The sequence below is a fragment of the Cellulomonas sp. ATA003 genome (genome assembly GCF_031582905.1).
GTDB lineage: Bacteria > Actinomycetota > Actinomycetes > Actinomycetales > Cellulomonadaceae > Pengzhenrongella.
This window is the reverse complement of record NZ_CP133990.1, coordinates 3,278,354-3,297,891: the sequence shown is the minus strand read 5'-3', so window position 1 is coordinate 3,297,891 and position 19,538 is coordinate 3,278,354. Positions and strand designations below refer to the sequence as shown.

At 72.6% G+C, this 19,538-nt stretch carries 11 protein-coding genes and 1 pseudogene; 4 read left to right on the top strand and 8 right to left on the bottom strand.

All coding sequences use genetic code 11. The features are described 5' to 3' along the window. Position 1: 1 nt before the first annotated feature. The 7 genes and pseudogenes from REH70_RS16355 to REH70_RS20860 form a co-directional block, all read right to left on the bottom strand. On the bottom strand, positions 2-955 hold the full coding sequence (locus REH70_RS16355; RefSeq protein WP_310748900.1) for an ABC transporter ATP-binding protein: 954 nt from the start codon (positions 953-955) through the stop codon (positions 2-4). Next, positions 942-1,826 (bottom strand): ABC transporter permease, encoded by an 885-nt coding sequence (locus REH70_RS16350; protein WP_310748898.1) that lies wholly within the window; start codon positions 1,824-1,826, stop codon positions 942-944. The genes REH70_RS16355 and REH70_RS16350 overlap by 14 nt, the downstream gene beginning before the upstream one ends. Positions 1,827-1,842: 16 nt before the next feature. Beyond that, a complete protein-coding gene (locus REH70_RS16345) occupies positions 1,843-3,213 on the bottom strand; it encodes a glycosyltransferase (RefSeq protein WP_310748896.1) in 1,371 nt (456 codons plus the stop codon). Continuing rightward, the gene (locus tag REH70_RS16340; protein WP_310748893.1) at positions 3,210-3,563 is read right to left on the bottom strand and encodes a hypothetical protein; all 354 of its coding nucleotides are present in this window, start codon (positions 3,561-3,563) and stop codon (positions 3,210-3,212) included. The genes REH70_RS16345 and REH70_RS16340 overlap by 4 nt, the downstream gene beginning before the upstream one ends. 86 nt (positions 3,564-3,649) lie before the next feature. Then, positions 3,650-4,183 carry a hypothetical protein gene (locus REH70_RS16335; protein WP_310748891.1) on the bottom strand — a complete coding sequence of 178 codons (534 nt, stop codon included), beginning with the start codon at positions 4,181-4,183 and terminating at the stop codon, positions 3,650-3,652. A 213-nt stretch (positions 4,184-4,396) separates the two neighbouring features. Beyond that, positions 4,397-4,936, bottom strand: a complete 540-nt coding sequence (locus REH70_RS16330; RefSeq protein ID WP_310748889.1) for a glycosyltransferase — start codon at positions 4,934-4,936, stop codon at positions 4,397-4,399. Between the two features lie 167 nt (positions 4,937-5,103). Further along, positions 5,104-5,580, bottom strand: a pseudogene (locus tag REH70_RS20860) (glycosyltransferase); the annotation flags it as partial. 724 nt (positions 5,581-6,304) lie between these two features. On the opposite strand from REH70_RS20860, the gene REH70_RS16320 reads away from it, so the two are divergent. Then, positions 6,305-14,032, top strand: coding sequence for a pectinesterase family protein (locus REH70_RS16320; protein WP_310748886.1), 7,728 nt, complete (start codon positions 6,305-6,307; stop codon positions 14,030-14,032). 94 nt (positions 14,033-14,126) lie between these two features. Here REH70_RS16320 and REH70_RS16315 read toward each other — a convergent pair whose 3' ends face one another. Further along, on the bottom strand, positions 14,127-15,470 hold the full coding sequence (locus REH70_RS16315) for a pectate lyase (RefSeq protein WP_310748884.1): 1,344 nt from the start codon (positions 15,468-15,470) through the stop codon (positions 14,127-14,129). 616 nt (positions 15,471-16,086) lie between these two features. Here REH70_RS16315 and REH70_RS16310 point away from each other — a divergent pair. The 3 genes from REH70_RS16310 (at position 16,087) to REH70_RS16300 (ending at position 19,508) form a co-directional block, all read left to right on the top strand. Then, positions 16,087-17,556 carry an NCS2 family permease gene (locus REH70_RS16310; protein WP_310748882.1) on the top strand — a complete coding sequence of 490 codons (1,470 nt, stop codon included), beginning with the start codon at positions 16,087-16,089 and terminating at the stop codon, positions 17,554-17,556. A 96-nt stretch (positions 17,557-17,652) separates the two neighbouring features. Beyond that, positions 17,653-18,966 carry a UDP-glucose/GDP-mannose dehydrogenase family protein gene (locus REH70_RS16305; protein ID WP_310748880.1) on the top strand — a complete coding sequence of 438 codons (1,314 nt, stop codon included), beginning with the start codon at positions 17,653-17,655 and terminating at the stop codon, positions 18,964-18,966. Further along, on the top strand, positions 18,966-19,508 hold the full coding sequence (locus REH70_RS16300; protein WP_310748878.1) for a CAP domain-containing protein: 543 nt from the start codon (positions 18,966-18,968) through the stop codon (positions 19,506-19,508). The genes REH70_RS16305 and REH70_RS16300 overlap by 1 nt, the downstream gene beginning before the upstream one ends. Positions 19,509-19,538 lie beyond the last annotated feature (30 nt).

The following is a 19,538-nucleotide window of genomic DNA, read 5'->3' as shown; positions in this document are numbered from 1 at the left end:
ATCATGGCCGGGCGTGGCGGGCGGCACGGCGTGGCGACGTGTGCTCGAACCGGACATGGGTGTCGTGCCCGGAGCGGAACGCATCGGCGAGTAGGCCCGCGGCCTTCGCCGTCTCGCCCTTCGCGAGGTTCCACGACCACCACCGGTACTGCTGGGCGACGTCGTAGGCGGGGCCGTCGAGCACGACGCGGCCGCGGTGCAGCCACAGGGCGCGCGTGCACTCCTCCTCGATCGTCGTGGCCGCGTGGCTGACCAGGAAAACGGTGCCGGCCTCCTGCCGCATGCGCTTCATCCGCTCCTCGCTGCGCTCCTTGAACGCGGCGTCACCGGTGGCGAGGGCTTCGTCGATGAGGAGGATGTGCGGGTTCGCGGCGACACCGATCGCGAACCGCAGGCGCGCGCCCATGCCCGAGGAGTAGGTCTTCATCGGCAGGTGGATGGCGGGGCCGATGTCCGCCAGCGCCACGATGTCGGGGTAGGCCGCGGCCGCCTGCGCGGGCGTCAGGCCCATCGCCAGGCATCCGAGCCGGACGTTCTGGGCCCCGGAGAGCTCGGGCAGCAGCGCGGCGTTCACCCCGAGCAGCACGGGCGTGCTCGACGCCATCACCTGCCCGCGCATCGGCTTCTCCAGCCCGGCGATGATCCGCAGCAGCGTGCTCTTGCCCGACCCGTTCAGGCCCACGAGGCCGACCGACTCCCCGGAGCGCGCGACGAGCGAGATCCCGGCGAGCGCGCGCACCACCACCGTCGGCCGGCGGCCGATCGCGCGGTCGAGCAGCCGGGCGGGGCGGGAGGCCTCCCGTCGTGCCGCCTCCTCCGACGACGCGACGCGGTAGTGCACGTGGACGTCGGACACCGCCACGGTCACGTCCGAGTCCGCGGCCGCCACTGCCGCGGCTGCCGCCGCTCCCGGGCCGGACGCCGACGACGACGCCGCGTGCTCACGCGGTCCCATAGCGCTCCTCCCCGCGCCAGAAGAAGACGGCACCGACCCCCAGCGCCACGACGGCCCAGGCGCACAGCACAGCCCAGGCCTCCAGCGGCGGGGTCACCCCGTAAAGAAGCAGGTCGCGCGAGATGTCGAGCACGCGGAACAGCGGGTTCAGCTGCAGCACGGTGAGCAGGGTCGGGTCCTCGACGAACTGCTCGAAGCTGAAGAACACCGCCGAGCCGTAGAGCCAGAACCGGGAGAAGAACCCGATGACGTGCTTGAGGTCAGGCAGGCGGGCGGTGGCCCGGGCCGCGATGAGGGCGATGCCGAGGTTGAACACCGTCTGCAGCGCGATGACCAGAGGGAACAGCAACCACCGCCACGTGACCACCTCACCCGGCGGGAACGCCAGGAGCAGCACGAGCATCACGGTGAGCACGGGGACGAGGTTGAGCGCCTCGCGGACGACCGCCGCGACCGGTAGGGCCGCCCGGGGGAACGAGAACGCCCGGACGAGGTTGCGTCCCGACAGCAGCGACTGCGACCCCTGGACCAGGCAGCGCGAGGTGTAGTGGAACAGGAACACCCCGATCAGCAGGTAGCCGATGAAGTTGTCGATTCCCTCCCGGACGACATGCAGGAGCAGTCCGAAGATCACGTAGTAGATGAGCCCGTCCAGCACGGGGGTGAGGATCAGCCAGCCCCGCCCGAGGACCGTCCCTCGGGTCCCGCTCACGAGGCGGCCGCGCGCGTCCGCGAGGATGAAGAAGCGGCGTCCCCACAGGCGGCGGACGTACTCCGGGAACGGGGGACGGCGGGTGACGCTCGTCAGTCCGCGCGTCGCGACGACCTCACGGCGCACGTCTCGCGTGCCGGGGATCTCGGAGGTCGTCACGCCGCGCCCACCCGGGTCAGATCCGCGTACAGCCCGCGGTACTGCGCGCCCGCGGCCGCCCATGTCCGGGTGGCGGCGAAGGCCCGCCCCGCCTCGGCGAGACCCGCCCGCAGCTCGGGTGCACCGTGCAGCTCCTCGAGGCGGTCGGCGAGCGCGCCGATGTCGCCCGGGGGACGACGCGTCCGCTGCCGTGCGGCTCGACGAGCTCGGCCAGGGCGGGCACGTCGCTCACGACGACGGGCCGGCCGACCGCCATCGCCTCGAGGGGCTTCGACGGGGTCACCTTGCGACACACCTGCAGGTCGCGCCGGGGGACCACGAACACGTCGAGCGCCTCGTGGTGATCCGGCGCGAGGTGGCGGGGGACCCGCCCGGTGAAGACGGCATGCGCCCCGAGGCCGGCCAGCGCCGCACGCCGCTCGAGGTGGGGGCGTGACACGCCGTCACCCACGACGAGGGCGCGCGCGTCGACCCCGCGCCGGCGGAGCTCGACCACGGCGTCGATCAACGTGTCCAGCCCCTCGTAGTCCACCAGGCTGCTGACGGTGCCGACCCAGAATCCCTCACCGGGCAAGCCCACCACGTGCCGGGCGGCGGACGGGCTCGACCTGCGGGTGAGCAGCTCCGTGTCGACACCGTTGGGCACGACGGTGATCGTCCCGGCCGGGACGCCGCGGTCGACGAGCTCGTCCCGCAGCGTGGCGCTCAAGGTCACGACGGCGTCCGCCGCCCGTGCCATCTCGGTCTCACGGGCCCGCAGCAGGCGGTGGCGCTCGCTGCGGTCGGCGCGCTCGCGTTCCGCGGCGGTCGGTCGGCCCGCCACCCAGGTCTCCTCGAGCAGACCGCGGACCTCGTACACCCACGGCACGCCGAGCCGCTCGGCGAGCGCCCGGGTGACCAGAGCGTTGGCGAAGTTCGTGGTCGTGTGCAGGACGTGCGGCCGGAAGCGCTCCACGTGGGGCAGCAGGAGCTCGGCGGTCTGCTGGGCGCGGTCCTCGGCATGGCGCGCCGTCCGGACCGGGATGGCCCGCCGGTAGGCGATCCCGTCGACCGTGTCGCAGTGACGCGCGTGCAGCACGCCGATCGACACGGGGTAGGCGAGCCGGGTGGCGGCCTCGACCCGGATGCCGGCGTCGCGCTGCGCGGTCAGGACGGCGTGACTGCGCAGCGTGTATCCGCTCTGGGTGTGCGGCAGGGAGTTGGTCAGCACGTGGAAGGCAGCGACGCCGTCGTCGCTGGTGAGTGGTGCGCCGGTGCCCACCGAACCCCCGGTGACCGGGAGCCGTGGCCACCAGCCGGGCTCGAGGGTGCGGGCCTCGGAGTCGAGACGGTCCCGCAGGTGGGCCGACCCGGTCGGCCCACCGGCCAGCGCGATGGCCTCGCTCACCTCCCCCGCTGCCACGCCGCACGGGCGCGCACGGTCGCGCCTGCGCGAGCGAGCGCGGGACCCATCACCGCGGGGTGCCCCAGCTGGACCGCGAGCTCGCCCGCCACCCGGTCGCGCAGCCCACGGGGCGGCCCGGTGGTCCGGGCGAGGACCTCACTGAGCGTCTCCACGGCCGACGCCGGCGTGCCGGACAGCCAAGCAGCCAGGGCGCCTCGGAGCGTCGCTCGGGTGCCGTGCTGTCGAGCCGCGAGCCGCAAGACTCGCGTCAGCGCGGACGACGGCCGGTCGGGCAGGCGCCGGGCGACCTGGAGGAGCAGCAGCAGCGGGTCCTCGACGAGGTGGCCAGTCACAGCCGACGCGGTCACGGACACGTTGGTGACCAGCTCCACCCCTCGGGCCGCGCCCCGCGTGCGGGGAGCAGCCGTCCGGGTGCGTCTCACGACCCCAGATTGTCCACCGCGAGCTGCAGCACATCGACGGCCTGCTCCGGGGACAGGCTCAGGATCTCGAGCTCGAGGTAGGTCCCGCCGACGCGTGCGGCCACGCCGGACGGCCCGGCGACCGCACCGTCACCGAGGTCGGGGATCTCCTGCGCGGCGTCGGCCTGGCGACTGCTGAACGCGGCGAGCTTCGCCTCGGCGTCCCCCTCGGAGGGGTCCTCGAACGAGGCGATGCTCTCCTCGGTCCCGATGCTCAGCAGGAAGCCGGTCGTCGCGCCGCTCCAGGAGCACTGGCCGGCGATCCACCCGCCGCTGGGGATGGGCTGCGGGGCGGCGTCCTCGCCGACGACCTGCGCGAGCTCGCCCTCGGGCAGCAGGGCGCAGGCGTCATCGTCAGCGGAGTCCGCGACGATCTCGTCCGGGGCGGGCGTGGCGGTGTCCGTCGGCTCGGTGACCTCGACGGTCGGCTCGGGGGTGGCGTCGTCGTCGGCCCCGGTGCACCCTGCCAGCACGCCGACGGCCAGCAGCACGCCGACCGCTGGCAGCAGCGGGTGGTGCGAGCGGCCTGCCGCGCCCTGTTCCTGTCGGCCGCCCACCGTCCGCGAAGTTGTCGCGCGCATGTCTCCCCTGACCTCGTGCCCTTGTGCCCACGTGCTCGTGACGGCGAGCCTGCCCTGTCAGCGCCCGCTTTGACGAGCCGGTCGCGGGTGATTCCCACGATTGGGCCGCTGGGCCCGGCCGCGCTACGGCTCACCGTTCGGCGCCCGGGGCGAGGACCGACCGCCCGTCCCGTGGCCGACGACGTCGTGCAGGACCGCCAGGTAGCGCTCGGCGAGCACGTCGAAGTCCGCGTGCTCGGTTGCCCACGCCCGCCCGCGCCCGTCGACGACGAGGCGCGTCCGGTCCCGCTGCAGCGTGGTCCACAGGTCCACGAGCGCTCTCGCGTCCTCGGGCGTCACGACGTCGCCCGCCCCGGTGCGGCTGACCAGCCCCGCGCCCTCCCCGGCGAGCGCCGCGGTGATGTGGCGGCCGGTGGCGAGCACCTCGTAGAGCTTGGAGGGCACGGTCCACTCGAAGGGTCCCCAGCCGCGCAGCGACACCAGCAGCGTGTCAGCCCACCCGTAGTGGTGGACGACCTCCGCGTGGGGGACCGGGCCGAGGAAGTCGACCGGCGCGCGCAGGGACGCCGCGAGGTGCTCCAGGCCAGGGCGCTCCGCCCCGGCCCCGACGATGCGCAGCCGCACCGGCACCCCGCGTGCCTGCAGATCCGCCGCGGCGCGCACGGCGACGGCCAGACCCTGGCTGCGGCCGACGGTGCCCAGGTAGAGGACGTGCAGTGTCGCGTCGTCGCGCGGGCGCGGTGGCAGCGCAGGGATCTCGTCCAGGGGGCGCCGTTGCGCACGACGTCGACCCGTCGCATGCCGCGTGCCCGCAGGACCTGCGCGAACGACTCGGTGGTGGTGACGACCGCGGCCGCGTCGCGCTGCGCGAACGTCATCGCGCGGTGGACCTGCGCCGTCACGGCGCCGCGCCAGCCGCTGCGGCGCGTCCCCGAGCCGGTGAGCATCCCGCTGGGCTCGACGAGGTCGGGCCAGGCGTCCCGCATCTCCACGACCAGCGGTGCGCGCAGCGAGCGGGCGAGGACGACGCCGGCGCCGATGGAGGGGATGCCCGGCACCGTGGCAAGGACGACGTCCGGACGGCGGCCGCGCCCGGACAGGTGCAGCGTCCCGCGTGCTGCGGCGTGCGCGGCGGTGACCGCCTGATCGGTCGAGCGCGAGAGCAGCCCGGCGCCGTGCTCCCGGAACCGCAGGCGGTAGATGGTCTCGCCGTGGTCGCCGACCGCGATCGCGCCGGGCGACTCCTCGGGAGTGAGGGTGGTCGCCGTCCCGGCGGGGTAGTGCGGCGAGGGGGCCAGCACGGCCACGCGGTGCCCGGCCGCGATGAAGCGGGGGACGAGAGCGCTCCAGCGCCGTTGCGGGGCGCCGACCTCGGGCGCGTAGTGGTGGGAGACCAGGAGGATCTTCACGGCCGGCGGGCCGATCTGGCGACGTCCGTCTGTGCTGTCCCTGCCGTGTGTGCCCGTCGACCTGCCGACGGCGGCGTCGGGGGTGGCGGCGTCGGGAGGAGCACTGTCGGTCACCTCCGGGTGTCACGTGCACCGGCCCCCGCGCCGTGGCGCCGGTCACCCTAGCGCGCGGGTACCGGCACCTCGCGGTGAGGGCAGCGCTCGCGCCCCCTACCCATCGGCGCATCGAGGGCCGGTGTGAGCACCGGTGCCAGGATCGAGGCGGGGCGCGCGGGGGCGTGGGGAGCGTGCGCCCAGGTGGGAGGGGGCACGGCGTCGCCCGAATGGACCAACCCGTGCCGGAATATCCGCCCCGCCGGGCTTCTGGGCTCGGCACGCGGGCCTCTGACCTGGTGAAACGCTGCGGGTAAGCGCTTGCCCAAAAAGTGGCTGACATCACAGGACCTGCCCCCTATATCCGTTTCGCGCGGAAACGTACTCTTTGTCCAGCCCCAGGGAGCGAAGATCCGTCAGCTGTAGTTGGTCGCGGCGCTGACGAGGAGCCAGAGCGAACCCCACCTCGGGAAAAATGCCGGACGGCGACGCCGTACCGGGCCGTGCTCACACCCGAGGACCCCTCCGCATGAGAGACGCCTTCGCGCGCACCTTGACCCGCGCCCTGCCCGGCCGCCGTGGCAGGCCGGACGCCGACCGATCCGTGACCGCCGGTGACCCGGCGGCCCGCCTCGAGCGCAGCCGCCGGCTGCGCTCGGTCGTGACCTCCGTGATGGCGGTGGCGCTGCTCGTGCTGCCCGTCGCCACCGCGCCGGCCACGGCCGCTCCGACCGGCTCGAGCTCCATCGCGGGCGCGGTCACCGCGGGCGGTGCGCCGCTCGCCGGCGCCTCGGTCAACGTCTACACGGCCGACACCCGCACCTGGCTGCGGAACGCGGTGAGCGCGGACGACGGCACCTACTCCCTCGCCAACCTGCCGGCCGGCTCGTACAAGCTCTACGTCAAGCCGGACGAGGCGGGCTACCCCAACATCTGGTTCGGCGGCGCCGCCTTCGCGGACGCCACCGAGATCGCCGTCGACGGCACGGCCACGGTCGACATCGCCCTCACCGGCTCCCACCCGATCACCGGTGTGGTGACCACGGGCGCCGGCCCGCTCGCGGGCGCGTCGGTCAACGTCTACACCGCGGACACCCGCGCCTGGGTCAAGAACGCCACCAGCGCGGCCGACGGCTCGTACACGCTGTCCGGTCTGCCCGAGGGGGCGTACCGGCTGTTCATCCAGCCCAACGAGCCCGGTTACCCGAACCGCTGGCACGGGGGCGGCACGTTCGAATCCGCCACCGCGATCACCGTGGAGGCCCCGGTCGTCGTGGACGTGGCGCTCTCCGGCGTGCACACGCTGTCCGGCGTGGTCCGCACCGGCGCCGGCCCGCTGCCGGGCGCGTCCGTGAACGTCTACACCGCGGACACCCGCACCTGGGTCAAGAGCACCACCAGCGCCGCCGACGGCGCCTTCTCCGTCGCGGGCCTGGCCGAGGGCTCCTACCGCCTGTTCCTCAAGCCCGACGAGGCCGGCTTCTCCAACGGCTGGTTCGGCGGCGTCTCCTTCGAGACCTCGACCGCGCTGAAGGTCTCCGGACCCACCACGGTCGACGTCGCCCTGTCCGGCACCCACGCGCTCTCCGGCACCGTCACCACCGGCTCCGGGCCGCTGGCCGGCGTGGCCGTGAACGTCTACACCGCCGACACGCGCACCTGGGTCAAGAGCACCACCACCGCCGCCGACGGCACGTACAGCGTCGCCGGGCTCGCCGAGGGCTCCTATAAGCTCTACCTCCAGCCGAACGAGGCCGGGTACGGCAACCGCTGGCTCGGCGCGCTCGCGTTCGACACCGCGACGGTGATCGAGGTCGACTCCGCCACCACGGTCGACATCCCCCTGGCCGGCACGCACGCCCTCTCCGGGGTCGTCACCACCTCCGCGGGCCCGCTCGCCGGCGCGTCGGTGAACGTCTACACCGCCGACACCCGCCTCTGGGTGAAGAACGCCACGAGCGGCGCGGACGGCGCCTACCGGGTCAGCGGCCTCGCCGAGGGCATCTACAAGCTGTACGTGCAGCCCAACGAGCCGGGCTACCCCAGCCGCTGGAACGGTGGCGACGGCTTCGACGCCGCGACCCCCGTCGTGGTGGACGCCGGGTCGACGGTCGACATCGCCCTCGACGGCGTGGTCGTCGTCCCGGACGTGCCGCCGGCGGCGCCGACGGACGTCAGCTACCAGCTCTCCCGCTCCGCGGTCGACCTGACGTGGACCGCTGCCGTGGAGGCCGACGTCGTCGGCTACCGCGTCTACCGGACCGCCCCGGGCGGCGCCGCCGAGCTCGTCTCCGGTGACGCCCCCGTCGCCGAGGCCGCGTTCGCGGACGCCACCGCCCCGGTCGGCGCGCTGCACACCTGGACGGTCACGGCCGTGGACGCCGCCGGCAACGAGTCGGTCGTCTCCGGCGAGGTCTCAGCCCAGCGCTACCTCTTCGACGTGGTCGTCGACGCCGACGCCACCGCCGACGCGGCCACCGCGACCACGGTCCAGGGCGGCATCGACCTGCTGGCGAACAGCAAGGACTACAGCGCGGCGCCCAAGAGCATCCTCGTGATGCCGGGCACCTACACCGAGGCGGTCGCCAGCGGCTCCCGCTGGGGCGTCAACCTGATCGGCGCGACCGGTGACCCGGCCGACGTCGTCATCACCCAGGGCACGAAGAACGTCATCACGTTCAACAACTCCGGAAAGAACTGGACCGTCCAGCACGTGACGATCCAGCACGCCGGTGACGTCACCCTCTCCGGCAACGACACCGCGGTCCGCACCAACCAGGACCGTGTCGTGTTCCGCGACGTCCGCCTCGTCGGCGGCAAGCAGGTCGTGCAGCCCACCAGTGGCGGCGTCGGCACCCTCGCCCGCGCGTACTTCGTGGACAGCTACATCGAGGGATCCGCGGACACCATCCTCGGGCGCGGCACGGCCGTGTTCGACGACGTCGACTTCCGTCTGCTGGCCTCGACGGTCGACTTCGCCGACAGCTCGCTGGCGCAGTCGCTGGAGTACGGCATCCTCATCACCGACTCCCGGGTCGCGACCGACCACACCGCGGCCACCGCGTACCTCGGCCGCGCCTACTACGACGGCGGGACGCTGGACACGACGTCGTCGCAGGTCACCATCCGCGACACCGAGCTCGGTGCGGGCTTCCGGGCCACGAACGCCTGGCGGGACTACTCCGGGAACACCTGGAGCACCGAGCGCTTGTTCGAGTTCAACAACACCGGCGCGGGCGCCGCGGTGAACGACACCCGTCCGCAGCTCACCACGGCGCAGTCGAACGACTACACCAAGTGGGACTACCTGCGCGGGACCGACGGCTGGAACCCGACCGGCTCGGAGGAGCCGCCGGCCGACCTCGTCGCCCCGGCCGCTCCGACGGCTCTCGTGGCCACGGGTGCGGACCGTGCGGTCGAGCTCGACTGGGCCGACAGCACCGACGCCGACCTCGCGGGCTACACCGTGTGGCGCGCCACCGGTGACGGCGAGCTCGAGGCCATCACCACCGAGCTCGTGACCGAGTCCGCGCTGCGCGACCCGGCCGTCGTCTCCGGCGTCGAGTACCGCTACGCCGTGACGGCGACGGACACGTCCGGCAACGTCTCGGAGCTCTCCGCGGTCGCCACCGCGGTCCCGAACGGGCTGGTGCTGCCGGCGCACGACCTGCTGGTCGACCCGGCCGACGCCGACGCCTACGCGACCGTCCAGGCCGCGGTGGACGCCGCTCCCGCCGGCACCGAGGGCGACCCGACGGTCATCCTCGTGATGCCGGGGACGTACGACGAGCGGGTGAGGATCGACAACAGCAACATCACGCTGCTGGGTGGCACCACGGTCGCCGCCGACACGGTGATCACGCACGACGGTTACCAGAAGGAGGCCGGCGTCACCGACCTCGGCGCGACCCTGGTCATCGCGGGTAGCGACGTGCGCGTCGAGAACATCGCGGTGATCAACTCCTACGACGAGACCGCGCTCAGCAGCCAGGCGCTCGCTCTGTACACCACCGGGGACCGGCTGGTCTTCGCCAACACGCGGTTCGTCGGCGACCAGGACACCATCCAGGTGAGCACGCCCAACGTGTTCAAGCCGGGCCGGTCCTACTTCGTCGACAGCTACATCGAGGGTGACGTCGACTTCGTCTACGGACGCGGCACCGCCGTCATCGACTCGAGCGTGATCTTCGCCTCCACCCGGAACAGCAGCAGCAACAACGGTCACCTCACGGCTGCGTCGACCGGTACGAACTCCGAGTACGGCATCCTCATCACCGACTCGGTGGTCGAGAGCGACGCCGTCGACGACACGTTCCACCTGGGCCGCCCGTGGCGTGCGTGGACGGACAACACCCAGACCAACGACGGCGGCACGACCTACGTGAACTCACGTGGTCAGGTCACCATCCGCGAGACGGTGCTCGACGGCGCCATCAAGACCACCCAGCCGTGGACCAACATGTCCCCGAACGAGTGGACCGACGGTCGCTTCTTCGAGTACGCCAACACGGGTGACGGCGCCGCCGTCGCCGGTGACCCGACGCGGCCCCAGCTCACCCCGGCGCAGGCGACCGAGTACACGAAGTGGGACTACCTGGCCGGCTCCGACGGCTGGAACCCCACCGGGAGCACCGAGCCCGTCGTCGACGTCGTCGCCCCCGACCAGGTCACCGGCCTGACGGCCACCGCGTCGACCACCGACACCACGGTCACGCTGAACTGGGACGACTCGGCCGCGGCCGACCTCGCGGGGTACCGCGTGGACAGCGCCACGAGCCAGGACGGACTCTTCCTGCCGGTGACCGAGGGGCTGCTCTCCGCCTCGGAGGTCACCGACACGTCGGCCGCCGCCGGCAGCACGGTCTACTACCGGGTCGTCGCGGTCGACACGACCGGCAACGCCTCCGTCGCGGCGACGGCCACTGTCACCGTGTTCGGTCAGCCGCTGCCGGCCCACGACCTGCTCGTGGACGCGTCCGGCGCCGCCGGTGCGTACCCGACGGTGCAGGCCGCGGTGGACGCCGCCCCGGCCGGGACCGAGGCCGACCCGACCGTCATCCTGGTCGTGGCCGGTGACTACCGGGAGATCCTCAACGTCGACAAGCCGTACCTCACGCTGCAGGGCAGCACCGGGGACCCGGCGGACGTGCGGATCGTGGAGGACTGGGCCTCGGCCGAGATCGACCCGGCCGACGGCCAGGCGTACGGCAGCGACGCGACGGTGGTGCGTCTGACCAAGAACGCCACCGGCACCACGCTGCTCGACCTCACCCTGGAGAACGACTATGACGAGGCCGCCAACGGCTCGTCGCAGGCGCTGGCCCTGCACACGCAGGCCGACAAGGGGATCCTGCGCAACGTCCGCCTGCTCGGTGACCAGGACACCGTCCTGTTCAACTCCCGCATGCAGGGCGTCCCGGCCCGGACCTACGTCATCGACAGCTACATCGAGGGCGACGTCGACTTCATCTACGGGCGTGGGACGGTCGTCATCGACGACAGCACGATCCACCTGTCCACCCGCGGCAGCGACAGCAACAACGGCTACATGCTGGCGCCGTCGACCGACGAGACCCACGAGTTCGGGTTCCTCATCACCGACTCCGTCGTCACCAGCGACGCCCCGGACAAGACGTTCTCCCTCGGACGTCCGTGGATGAGCGCCGAGACCGCGTGGTCGCAGGCCGTCGTCCGCGACACCGTCCTGCCCGCCGCGATCCGCGACGACGCCTGGGCGAACTGGATGGTCACCTGGGACCAGGCTCGTCTGTTCGAGTTCAACAACTCGGGCCCGGGTGCGGTCGTCAACGCGAGCCGTCCCCAGCTGAGCATCGAGCAGTCGCAGAAGTACACGCGCTGGAACTACCTCGCCGGCACCGACGGCTGGAACCCCACGGGGACCACGCCGCCGAAGACCGACCTGGTGGCCCCGGACGCCGTCACGGGCCTCGCAGCCACGGCCAACGAGACCGGCACCGTGTCGCTCGCCTGGGACGCCTCGGCGGCCACCGACCTCGGTGGCTACCGGGTGTACCGCTCGACGAGCGCGACGGTCGAGCTCACCGCGGAGAACCTGCTCACCGCGGCCGAGATCACCGGCACCGAGTACGTCGACCGCGGCCTGGTGGCGGGCACGACCTACCACTACGTCGTCACCGCGGTGGACACCGCGGCGAACGAGTCGGCGGCGTCGTCCTCGGCGTCCGTCACCGGTGTCGAGCCGACCATCCCGGCGCACGACCTGCTGGTCGACCCGTCGGGTGCGGACGGCGCCTACACCACCGTGCAGGCGGCCATCACGGCGGCCGGTGCGGGCACCGCGGCGGACCCGAAGACGATCGCCATCCTCCCGGGCGCGTACCGCGAGACGCTGACGCTGGAGAACGCGTACGTCGAGCTCGTCGGGTCCACCGGCGACGCGGCGGACGTGGTGATCGACTACGACAACGCGGCGAGCACGCCCAAGCCGGACGGCACCGGGACGCTGGGCGGTTCCGGCAGCCGCACGGTCTACGTCAAGGCCGGCGACGTCACGATGCGTGACCTGACGATCTCCAACAGCTACGACGAGGCCGCCGGCGACCAGACCGCGTCCGCCCTGCACACCGAGGGCGACCGCCTCGTCTTCGAGAACGTGCGCGTCCTGGGCAACAAGAACACGCTCCAGGTGAGCACGCGCTCGGGCACGGACGCCACGGTGCTCGGCCGTGCGTACTTCGTGGACAGCTACATCGAGGGCGACGTCGACGCGGTCTACGGCCGCGGCACCGCCGTCCTGGACCGCACCGAGGTGCACATCACGAACCGCGTCTCGACGCCGTACGTGTTCGCCTCGCGGACCTACGCGGCGCAGGGCTTCGGCTTCCTGCTGACCGACAGCACGGTCACCAGTGACACGGCCCTGTACCTGGGCCGCCCGTGGTCCCCGGACGAGGTGTTCAAGGGCCAGGTGCTCGTCCGTGACACCGTCCTGCCGGCCGCCGTGCGGGCCACCCCGTGGCGGGATTCCTCCGCGGGCCTGGACTGGAAGGCCTACGGCCGGTTCGCCGAGTTCAACAACTCGGGTGCCGGGGCCGGTGCAGCCAGCGCCGACCGCCCGGTCCTGTCCGCGGCCGAGGCCGCCGGCATGACCAAGTGGGACTACCTCGAGGGCACCGACGGGTGGAACCCCACCGGTCAGCACGCCCCCGACGCCGGTGACGTGACGGCCCCCGACGCCCCGGCGACGGTGACGGCCGACTTCGACGAGGCGACGACGAGCACGGTGCAGCTGAGCTGGACCGCCTCGACGGCCGACGACGTCAAGGGCTACCTGGTGTACCGCGGCTTCGACGGCGACGGGACCATCTGGTCGCAGCTGACGCCGCAGCCGATCAGCCAGACGTCCTTCACGGACATGAGCGCGGGTCGGGGCCTGGAGAACCACTACCGGGTCGTCGCGGTGGACTTCGTGGGCAACCTCGCGACGGCCGCCACCGCCTCCGCGACGGTCCCGGTCGGCGAGACCGACGGCGACATCTCGGTGTTCGTCGCCGGCGACTCCACCGCCGCGGACTACAAGGCCGACCGCGCCCCGCGGGCCGGCTGGGGCCAGGCGCTGCCGCTCTACCTCGACGAGAGCGTCACGGTGCGCAACTTCGCCCAGTCGGGCCGGAGCACCAAGACGTTCATGGCCGAGGGCTGGCTGGAGAAGATCTGGGCCGAGATCCAGCCCGGTGACTACCTGCTGGTGAGCTTCGCGCACAACGACGAGGACGACGACCCGGCGAAGTTCGTGCCGCTGGGCGACGCCCGGACGCCGGGGACGTTCCAGTACAACCTGCAGCTGTTCATCGACGGTGCGAAGGCGCGCGGCGCCAAGCCCGTGATGGTGGCCTCGGTGGAGCGTCGCAAGTTCGCCACGGTGAACGGCGTGGAGACCGGCCCGGCCCTGGTGACCCACAAGGGCTACCCGGAGGCGGCCATCGAGCTGGCGAACAGCCAGGACGTGCCCGTCGTCGACCTGACGTCGGCCACCCTGGCGAAGTACACCGAGCTCGGCCCGGAGGCCAGCAAGCAGTGGTTCATGCACATGCCGGTCGGCACTCCGAACTACGAGGAGGGCATCGTGGACAACACCCACTTCCAGGCGACCGGTGCCATCGGCATCGCCCGGATGCTGGCCAACGGGCTCGACGCCTCCGGCGCCTGGCCGGCCGGGATCTACACACAGCGGCTCGGCGAGGACATCGGTGTCAGCGAGCTGACCTGGAAGTGACCGTCCAGCGGTAGCACGCGCGATGCGCGGCCGTCCGCCCCTCCGGGGTCGGGCAGCCGCGCATCGTGCGTTCGGGGCCGAGCAGGTCCGGCCGTCAGCGGTAGGTGACGTCCGACGCCGTGTAGCCGCACGCGGTGGACGGGCCGCTGGCGACCTTGGTCGGCTCACCAGACGTGACGCCCCGGTACTCGTCGCACACCGAGATCTTCCGGTAGGGGTCGCCGACGACGGTGAGGCGGGTCAGCGTCGCGCGGTCGCCGAGGTTGGAGTTGATCCCGACCACGGACTTGCCGGGGGCCTGCACCCGGACGTCGTCGACGACGACCGTCCGGGCGTACTGCTTCGAGCAGTTGCCGCAGGACCGGTACAGCTTGCCGAAGCCCTCCACCTGGAAGTCGCGGATCATGAAGGTGCCCGGGCCGTTGTGCTGGAAGACCTTGTCGGAGGCCTTGCGGGCGCCACCTCCCACGACCGTCATGGTCTGCGTCGCGGAGGTGCCCTTGAAGGTGGCGGCGTCCTCGCCGACGTCGAGCCACCACACGTTCTCGACCGTGCACGTACCGCGGCAGTGGATGCCGTCACCGGCCCCGACGCCCAGGATGACGTTCTTGATCCGGGCGCCGTCGGCAAGCTCGAACATGGGCGGCTGGCCCTCGGTCTGGTCCCCGCTGCTGAGGCCGTAGTACTCGGTGAGGTTCCCGTCGAACGTCCCGGTGACCTCGATGGTGGCCGAGACCTTCCGGGACGCCGTGGCCGTCGGCCAGGGCGCCCACGTGCCCGGTCCGCTGGTCGCGGGCGCCGGGGCGGGAGCGCTGACGGGCGGCTCGATCGGGGTGACCTCGTCCGGCGTGGTGTCCTCCGGCAGGGTGCCGTCACCGCAGTCGGAGGACAGGCCGTAGTGCTCGAGCGGGTGGTGCTCGCTGGCCACGGTCACGCCCGCGGGCAGCGAGGAGCCGGGCAGGATCCACGTCGGCACGTCCGCCTCGGCCAGGCCGGCGGTCCGGACGATCTCGACGCCGCTGGGCACGCACACCGTGGACGGGAGCACCACGCCCGGCGTGGTGCTGTGACCCGGGTCGACGCCGATGAGCTGCCGCGGTCCGGCGTTCGCCGCACCCGGGCCGGCCGTGGGGTCGACGAGGGGGTAGAGGTAGGTCAAGGTCAGCGCAGGGACGGCATCCGGGGCCGGCACGGGCACGGGCTCAGGCGCCGGAGCCGCCGACGGCTCGGCGGCCGGGGTCGTGACGGCGTCGCGGCTGACCAGCGTCCACTGCTGATGGGTGGCGTTGGTGTCCGGTGCCTGGTCGAGCCGGGTGCCGTCGACCTTCGAGGCGCCGACCACCCCCAGTGCCATCCCGCTGGCCCGGCTGATGAGCTTGATGCGACCGGACGAGCCGGGGGCGATCGAGAACTGCTCGGTCGGGGCGCCGCTGCGCACGCGTTGGGTGGCCAGCGAGCCGGTGCGCGCGTCGATCCCGACGACCAGTCCGGAGTGCTGGGCCTGCAGCTCGTAGCGCCCGTCGGCGACCGGGACGAACCGGAACTTCTGGTGGGTGGCGACCCCCGCAGCCTGCTGGGTGACGGAGGCACCGGGAGCAGGGAGGCGGCGTCGACGCCGAGGGTGTCCCGGCTGCGCCAGTTGACCAGCGAATACCAGGTGGTGGGGCTGATCGTCGGCACGGCTGCGCCCGCCGGAGCACCCGCGGCGACGCCGACCGCGCCCGCCAGCGCGGTCGTGAGGCCCACCAGGAGGGCGGCTGCCCAGGCGGGGAGGGATGTGGCGAGCGTTCGAGCGCCGGCTGCAGGTGCGTCGCGCACGGGAAGTCCTGTCGTCGAGAGGCCACGTAGTCGAGATCCGGTTCGTGGCTCGGGGTCCCCGCCTCGCGGCAGGGCTGCCCTGGCGGGCCTGGACCCGATCGGTGGGGTCGGCGGCTCATCAAGGGCCCGTGCCTGTGATCTCTGTCGCGTCGCCCGCGCCCGTGCCCGTGTTGCGGGCATGTGAACTGTCACGGACGGCGACGTGGCGGCACGTCGCCGTCTGCCACCATGCGCTCATGGCGACCTCGACCCCCACGAAGCCGGCGGCCCCGACCGGCGCGATCGACCGGTTCTTCAAGATCACCGAGCGCGGTTCGACCGTCGGCGCCGAGGTGCGCGGCGGGCTCGTGACCTTCTTCGCGATGAGCTACATCATCGTGCTGAACCCGCTGATCATCGGCACGATCCCGGACGGGACCGGGCAGTTCCTGGGCGGCGGGACGGACGGCCCGAACCTGGGCATGGTCGCCGCCACCACGGCGCTGGTCGCCGGCGTCATGACGATCCTCATGGGGGTCGTCGCGAACTTCCCGCTGGCGCTCGCGGCCGGCCTGGGCCTCAACGCCGTCGTCGCGTTCTCGATCGCGTCCCTCCCGGACGTCACGTGGGCCGACGCGATGGGCCTGGTCGTCCTCGAGGGCCTGATCATCCTCGTGCTCGTGCTGACCGGGTTCCGCGAGGCGGTGTTCCGGGCCGTGCCGGTGCAGCTCAAGACGGCGATCAGCGTCGGGATCGGCCTGTTCATCGCCCTCATCGGCCTGGTCGACGCCGGGTTCGTGACCCAGGGTCAGGGCACGGCGCTGCAGCTGGGCACGGGCGGGTCGCTGGTCGGGTGGCCGATCCTGGTGTTCGTCGTCGGGCTGCTGCTGATGATCGTGCTCATGGCGCGCCGGGTGCGCGGGGCGATCCTCATCTCCATCGTCACCGCGACCCTGCTCGCGGTGGCTCTGGAGGCGATCGTCGGCATCGGTGGCCGCAGCGAGGACAACCCGAACGGCTGGAGCCTGGACGTCCCGGCGCTGCCCGACCAGCTCGTCGCCGCCCCGGACTTCTCGCTGCTCGGCCAGTTCTCGCTGTTCGGGTCGATCGAGAAGATCGGCATCGTCGCGGTCGTCCTGCTCGTCTTCTCGATCATGCTCGCCGACTTCTTCGACACCATGGGCACGATGGTCGCCATCGGCGCCGAGGCCGACCTGCTCGACGAGACGGGCACCCCGCCGCGCACGCGCCAGATCCTCGTGGTCGACTCGCTCGCCGCAGCGGCGGGTGGCGCCGGCAGCGTGTCGTCGAACACGAGCTACATCGAGTCCGCGACCGGGGTCGGCGACGGCGCCCGGACGGGCCTGGCATCGGTCGTCACCGGCATCGCGTTCCTGCTCGCGACGTTCCTGTCCCCGCTGGTGGCGATGGTCCCGTACGAGGCGGCGACGCCGGCGCTCGTCATCGTCGGCTTCCTCATGATGATGCAGGTGTCGGGCATCACGTGGTCCAGCTACGAGATCGCCATCCCGGCGTTCCTCACGATCATCCTCATGCCGTTCACGTACTCGATCACGACCGGCATCGGCGCGGGCTTCATCACCTTCGTGGTGCTCAAGGTGGCGCTCGGCAAGGCCCGCGAGGTCCACCCCCTCATGTGGCTGTCCGCCGTCCTCTTCGTCATCTACTTCACCCTCGAGCCGATCAGGACGCTGCTGGACGTCTGACCGGCTCCCGGACGTCGGCGGGGACCGCCGGACGGTCCGCCGCCACCCCGGCCTAGACTCGGGGCGCCTTTCACCTTCCACACAGGGGACACACACATGCGCATCTCCGTCATCGGCTGCGGCTACCTGGGCGCGGTGCACGCCGCCGCCATGGCCCAGCTGGGGCACGACGTCGTCGGCGTGGACGTCGACGCGACCAAGGTCGAGGCGCTGTCGAACGCCCAGGCGCCGTTCTTCGAGCCGGGCCTGCCCGAGCTGCTCGCCGACACCGCGCAGAGCGGGCGGCTGCGGTTCACCACCGACATGAGCGAGATCGCCGGTGCGCAGGTGCACTTCATCTGCGTCGGCACGCCGCAGAAGCGCGGGGAGTTCGGGGCGGACCTCGCCTACGTCGACGCCGCGATCGAGGGCGTGCTGCCCTACCTCGGCGCGGACGACTTCGTCGTCGGCAAGTCGACCGTCCCGGTGGGCACGGCCGAGCGGCTGGCTGAGCGCCTCCGCGAGGCCGGCTCGACCGCGACCCTGGTGTGGAACCCGGAGTTCCTGCGCGAGGGCTTCGCGGTGCAGGACACCCTGCACCCGGACCGCCTCGTGTACGGCGTCCCGGAGGGCGAGGCCGGCGAGCGTGCCAAGGCCGCGCTCGACGAGGTCTACGCGACGCCGCTGTCGGAGGGCATCCCGCTCATCGTCACCGACTTCGCCACCGCCCAGCTCGTCAAGGTCGCCGCGAACTCGTTCCTCGCGACCAAGATCTCGTTCATCAACGCGATGGCCGAGCTGTGCGAGGCGACCGGTGCCGACGTCACGAGCCTCGCCGACGCCATCGGGCACGACGCCCGCATCGGCCGCAGGTTCCTCAACGCCGGCCTGGGGTTCGGCGGCGGGTGCCTGCCCAAGGACATCCGTGCGTTCATGGCCCGCGCCGGGGAGCTCGGCGTCGACCAGGCGCTGTCCTTCCTGCGTGAGGTCGACTCGATCAACATGCGTCGCCGGGTGCGGACGGTCGACCTCGCGCGCGAGGTCTGCGACGGCTCGATCGTCGGCCGCCGGGTGGCGGTCCTCGGTGCGTCGTTCAAGCCGAACAGCGACGACGTCCGCGACTCCCCGGCGCTGTCCGTCGCGGCGCAGATGCAGCTGCAGGGTGCCCGCGTCGTGGTGACCGACCCCGAGGCGATCGAGAACGCGCGCGCCAAGTGGCCCGACCTCGCGTTCGCGGCGACCGCCGAGGAGGCCGCGACCGGCGCCGACGTCGTGCTGCTCGCCACCGAGTGGACCGAGTACCGCGAGCTGGACCCCGAGAAGCTTGGCGCCGTGGTGCGCACGCGCAACATCGTCGACGGCCGCAACGTGCTCGACCCGGCCGCGTGGCGCGCCGCCGGGTGGACCTACCGGGCCCTCGGTCGCCCCTGATGGTCGCCGGTGCCCGGACGGGCGTCGCGGTCGCCGCGGCGCTCGTCCTGGGCGCAGGCGTGCTGTCGGGCTGCACGACGACGCCCGGCCCCACCACCACGGCCTCGGCACCCGCCGACGCCGCCGAGTCGGCGAGCGTGGACGTCCCTCGGGTCGACGGCTCGGAGTCCAACGACCCGCAGGTCTACGCCGACGCCCTCGTCGCCGGGACGAACGCGGTGCGCGCCGAGGAGGGCCTGCCCGAGTTGACCGGCTCGGACTGCGCGGTCGAGGCCGGGCTCGCGCGCGCGGAGGACCTCCGTGGCAGCGCCGGGCTCGAGCACGCCCCCATGGACCCCGTGCTCGAGGCGTGCGCCCCCGCGACCCGCGCCGCCGAGAACCTCAGCCGCGCGACCGTGCCGGCCGACGAGGTCGTCGAGGCGTGGATGGGCTCACCTGGGCACCGGGCGAACCTGCTCAGCGAGGAGGTCGACCGCATCGGCATCGGCTGCGTGCTCGACGGCGAGGCGATGCTGTGCTCGCAGATCTTCCTCGGCCCCTGAGGCGACGTCCCGGCCACTCGGCGCCGGCAC

What these genes read in the sequence shown, in the direction of transcription:
- REH70_RS16355 (WP_310748900.1), bottom strand. Translation starts at nt 955, where the DNA reads ATGGGACCGCGTGAGCACGCGGCGTCGTCGTCGGCGTCCGGCCCGGGA.
- REH70_RS16320 (WP_310748886.1), top strand. Translation starts at nt 6,305, where the DNA reads ATGAGAGACGCCTTCGCGCGCACCTTGACCCGCGCCCTGCCCGGCCGC.
- REH70_RS16310 (WP_310748882.1), top strand. Translation starts at nt 16,087, where the DNA reads ATGGCGACCTCGACCCCCACGAAGCCGGCGGCCCCGACCGGCGCGATC.
- REH70_RS16305 (WP_310748880.1), top strand. Translation starts at nt 17,653, where the DNA reads ATGCGCATCTCCGTCATCGGCTGCGGCTACCTGGGCGCGGTGCACGCC.
- REH70_RS16300 (WP_310748878.1), top strand. Translation starts at nt 18,966, where the DNA reads ATGGTCGCCGGTGCCCGGACGGGCGTCGCGGTCGCCGCGGCGCTCGTC.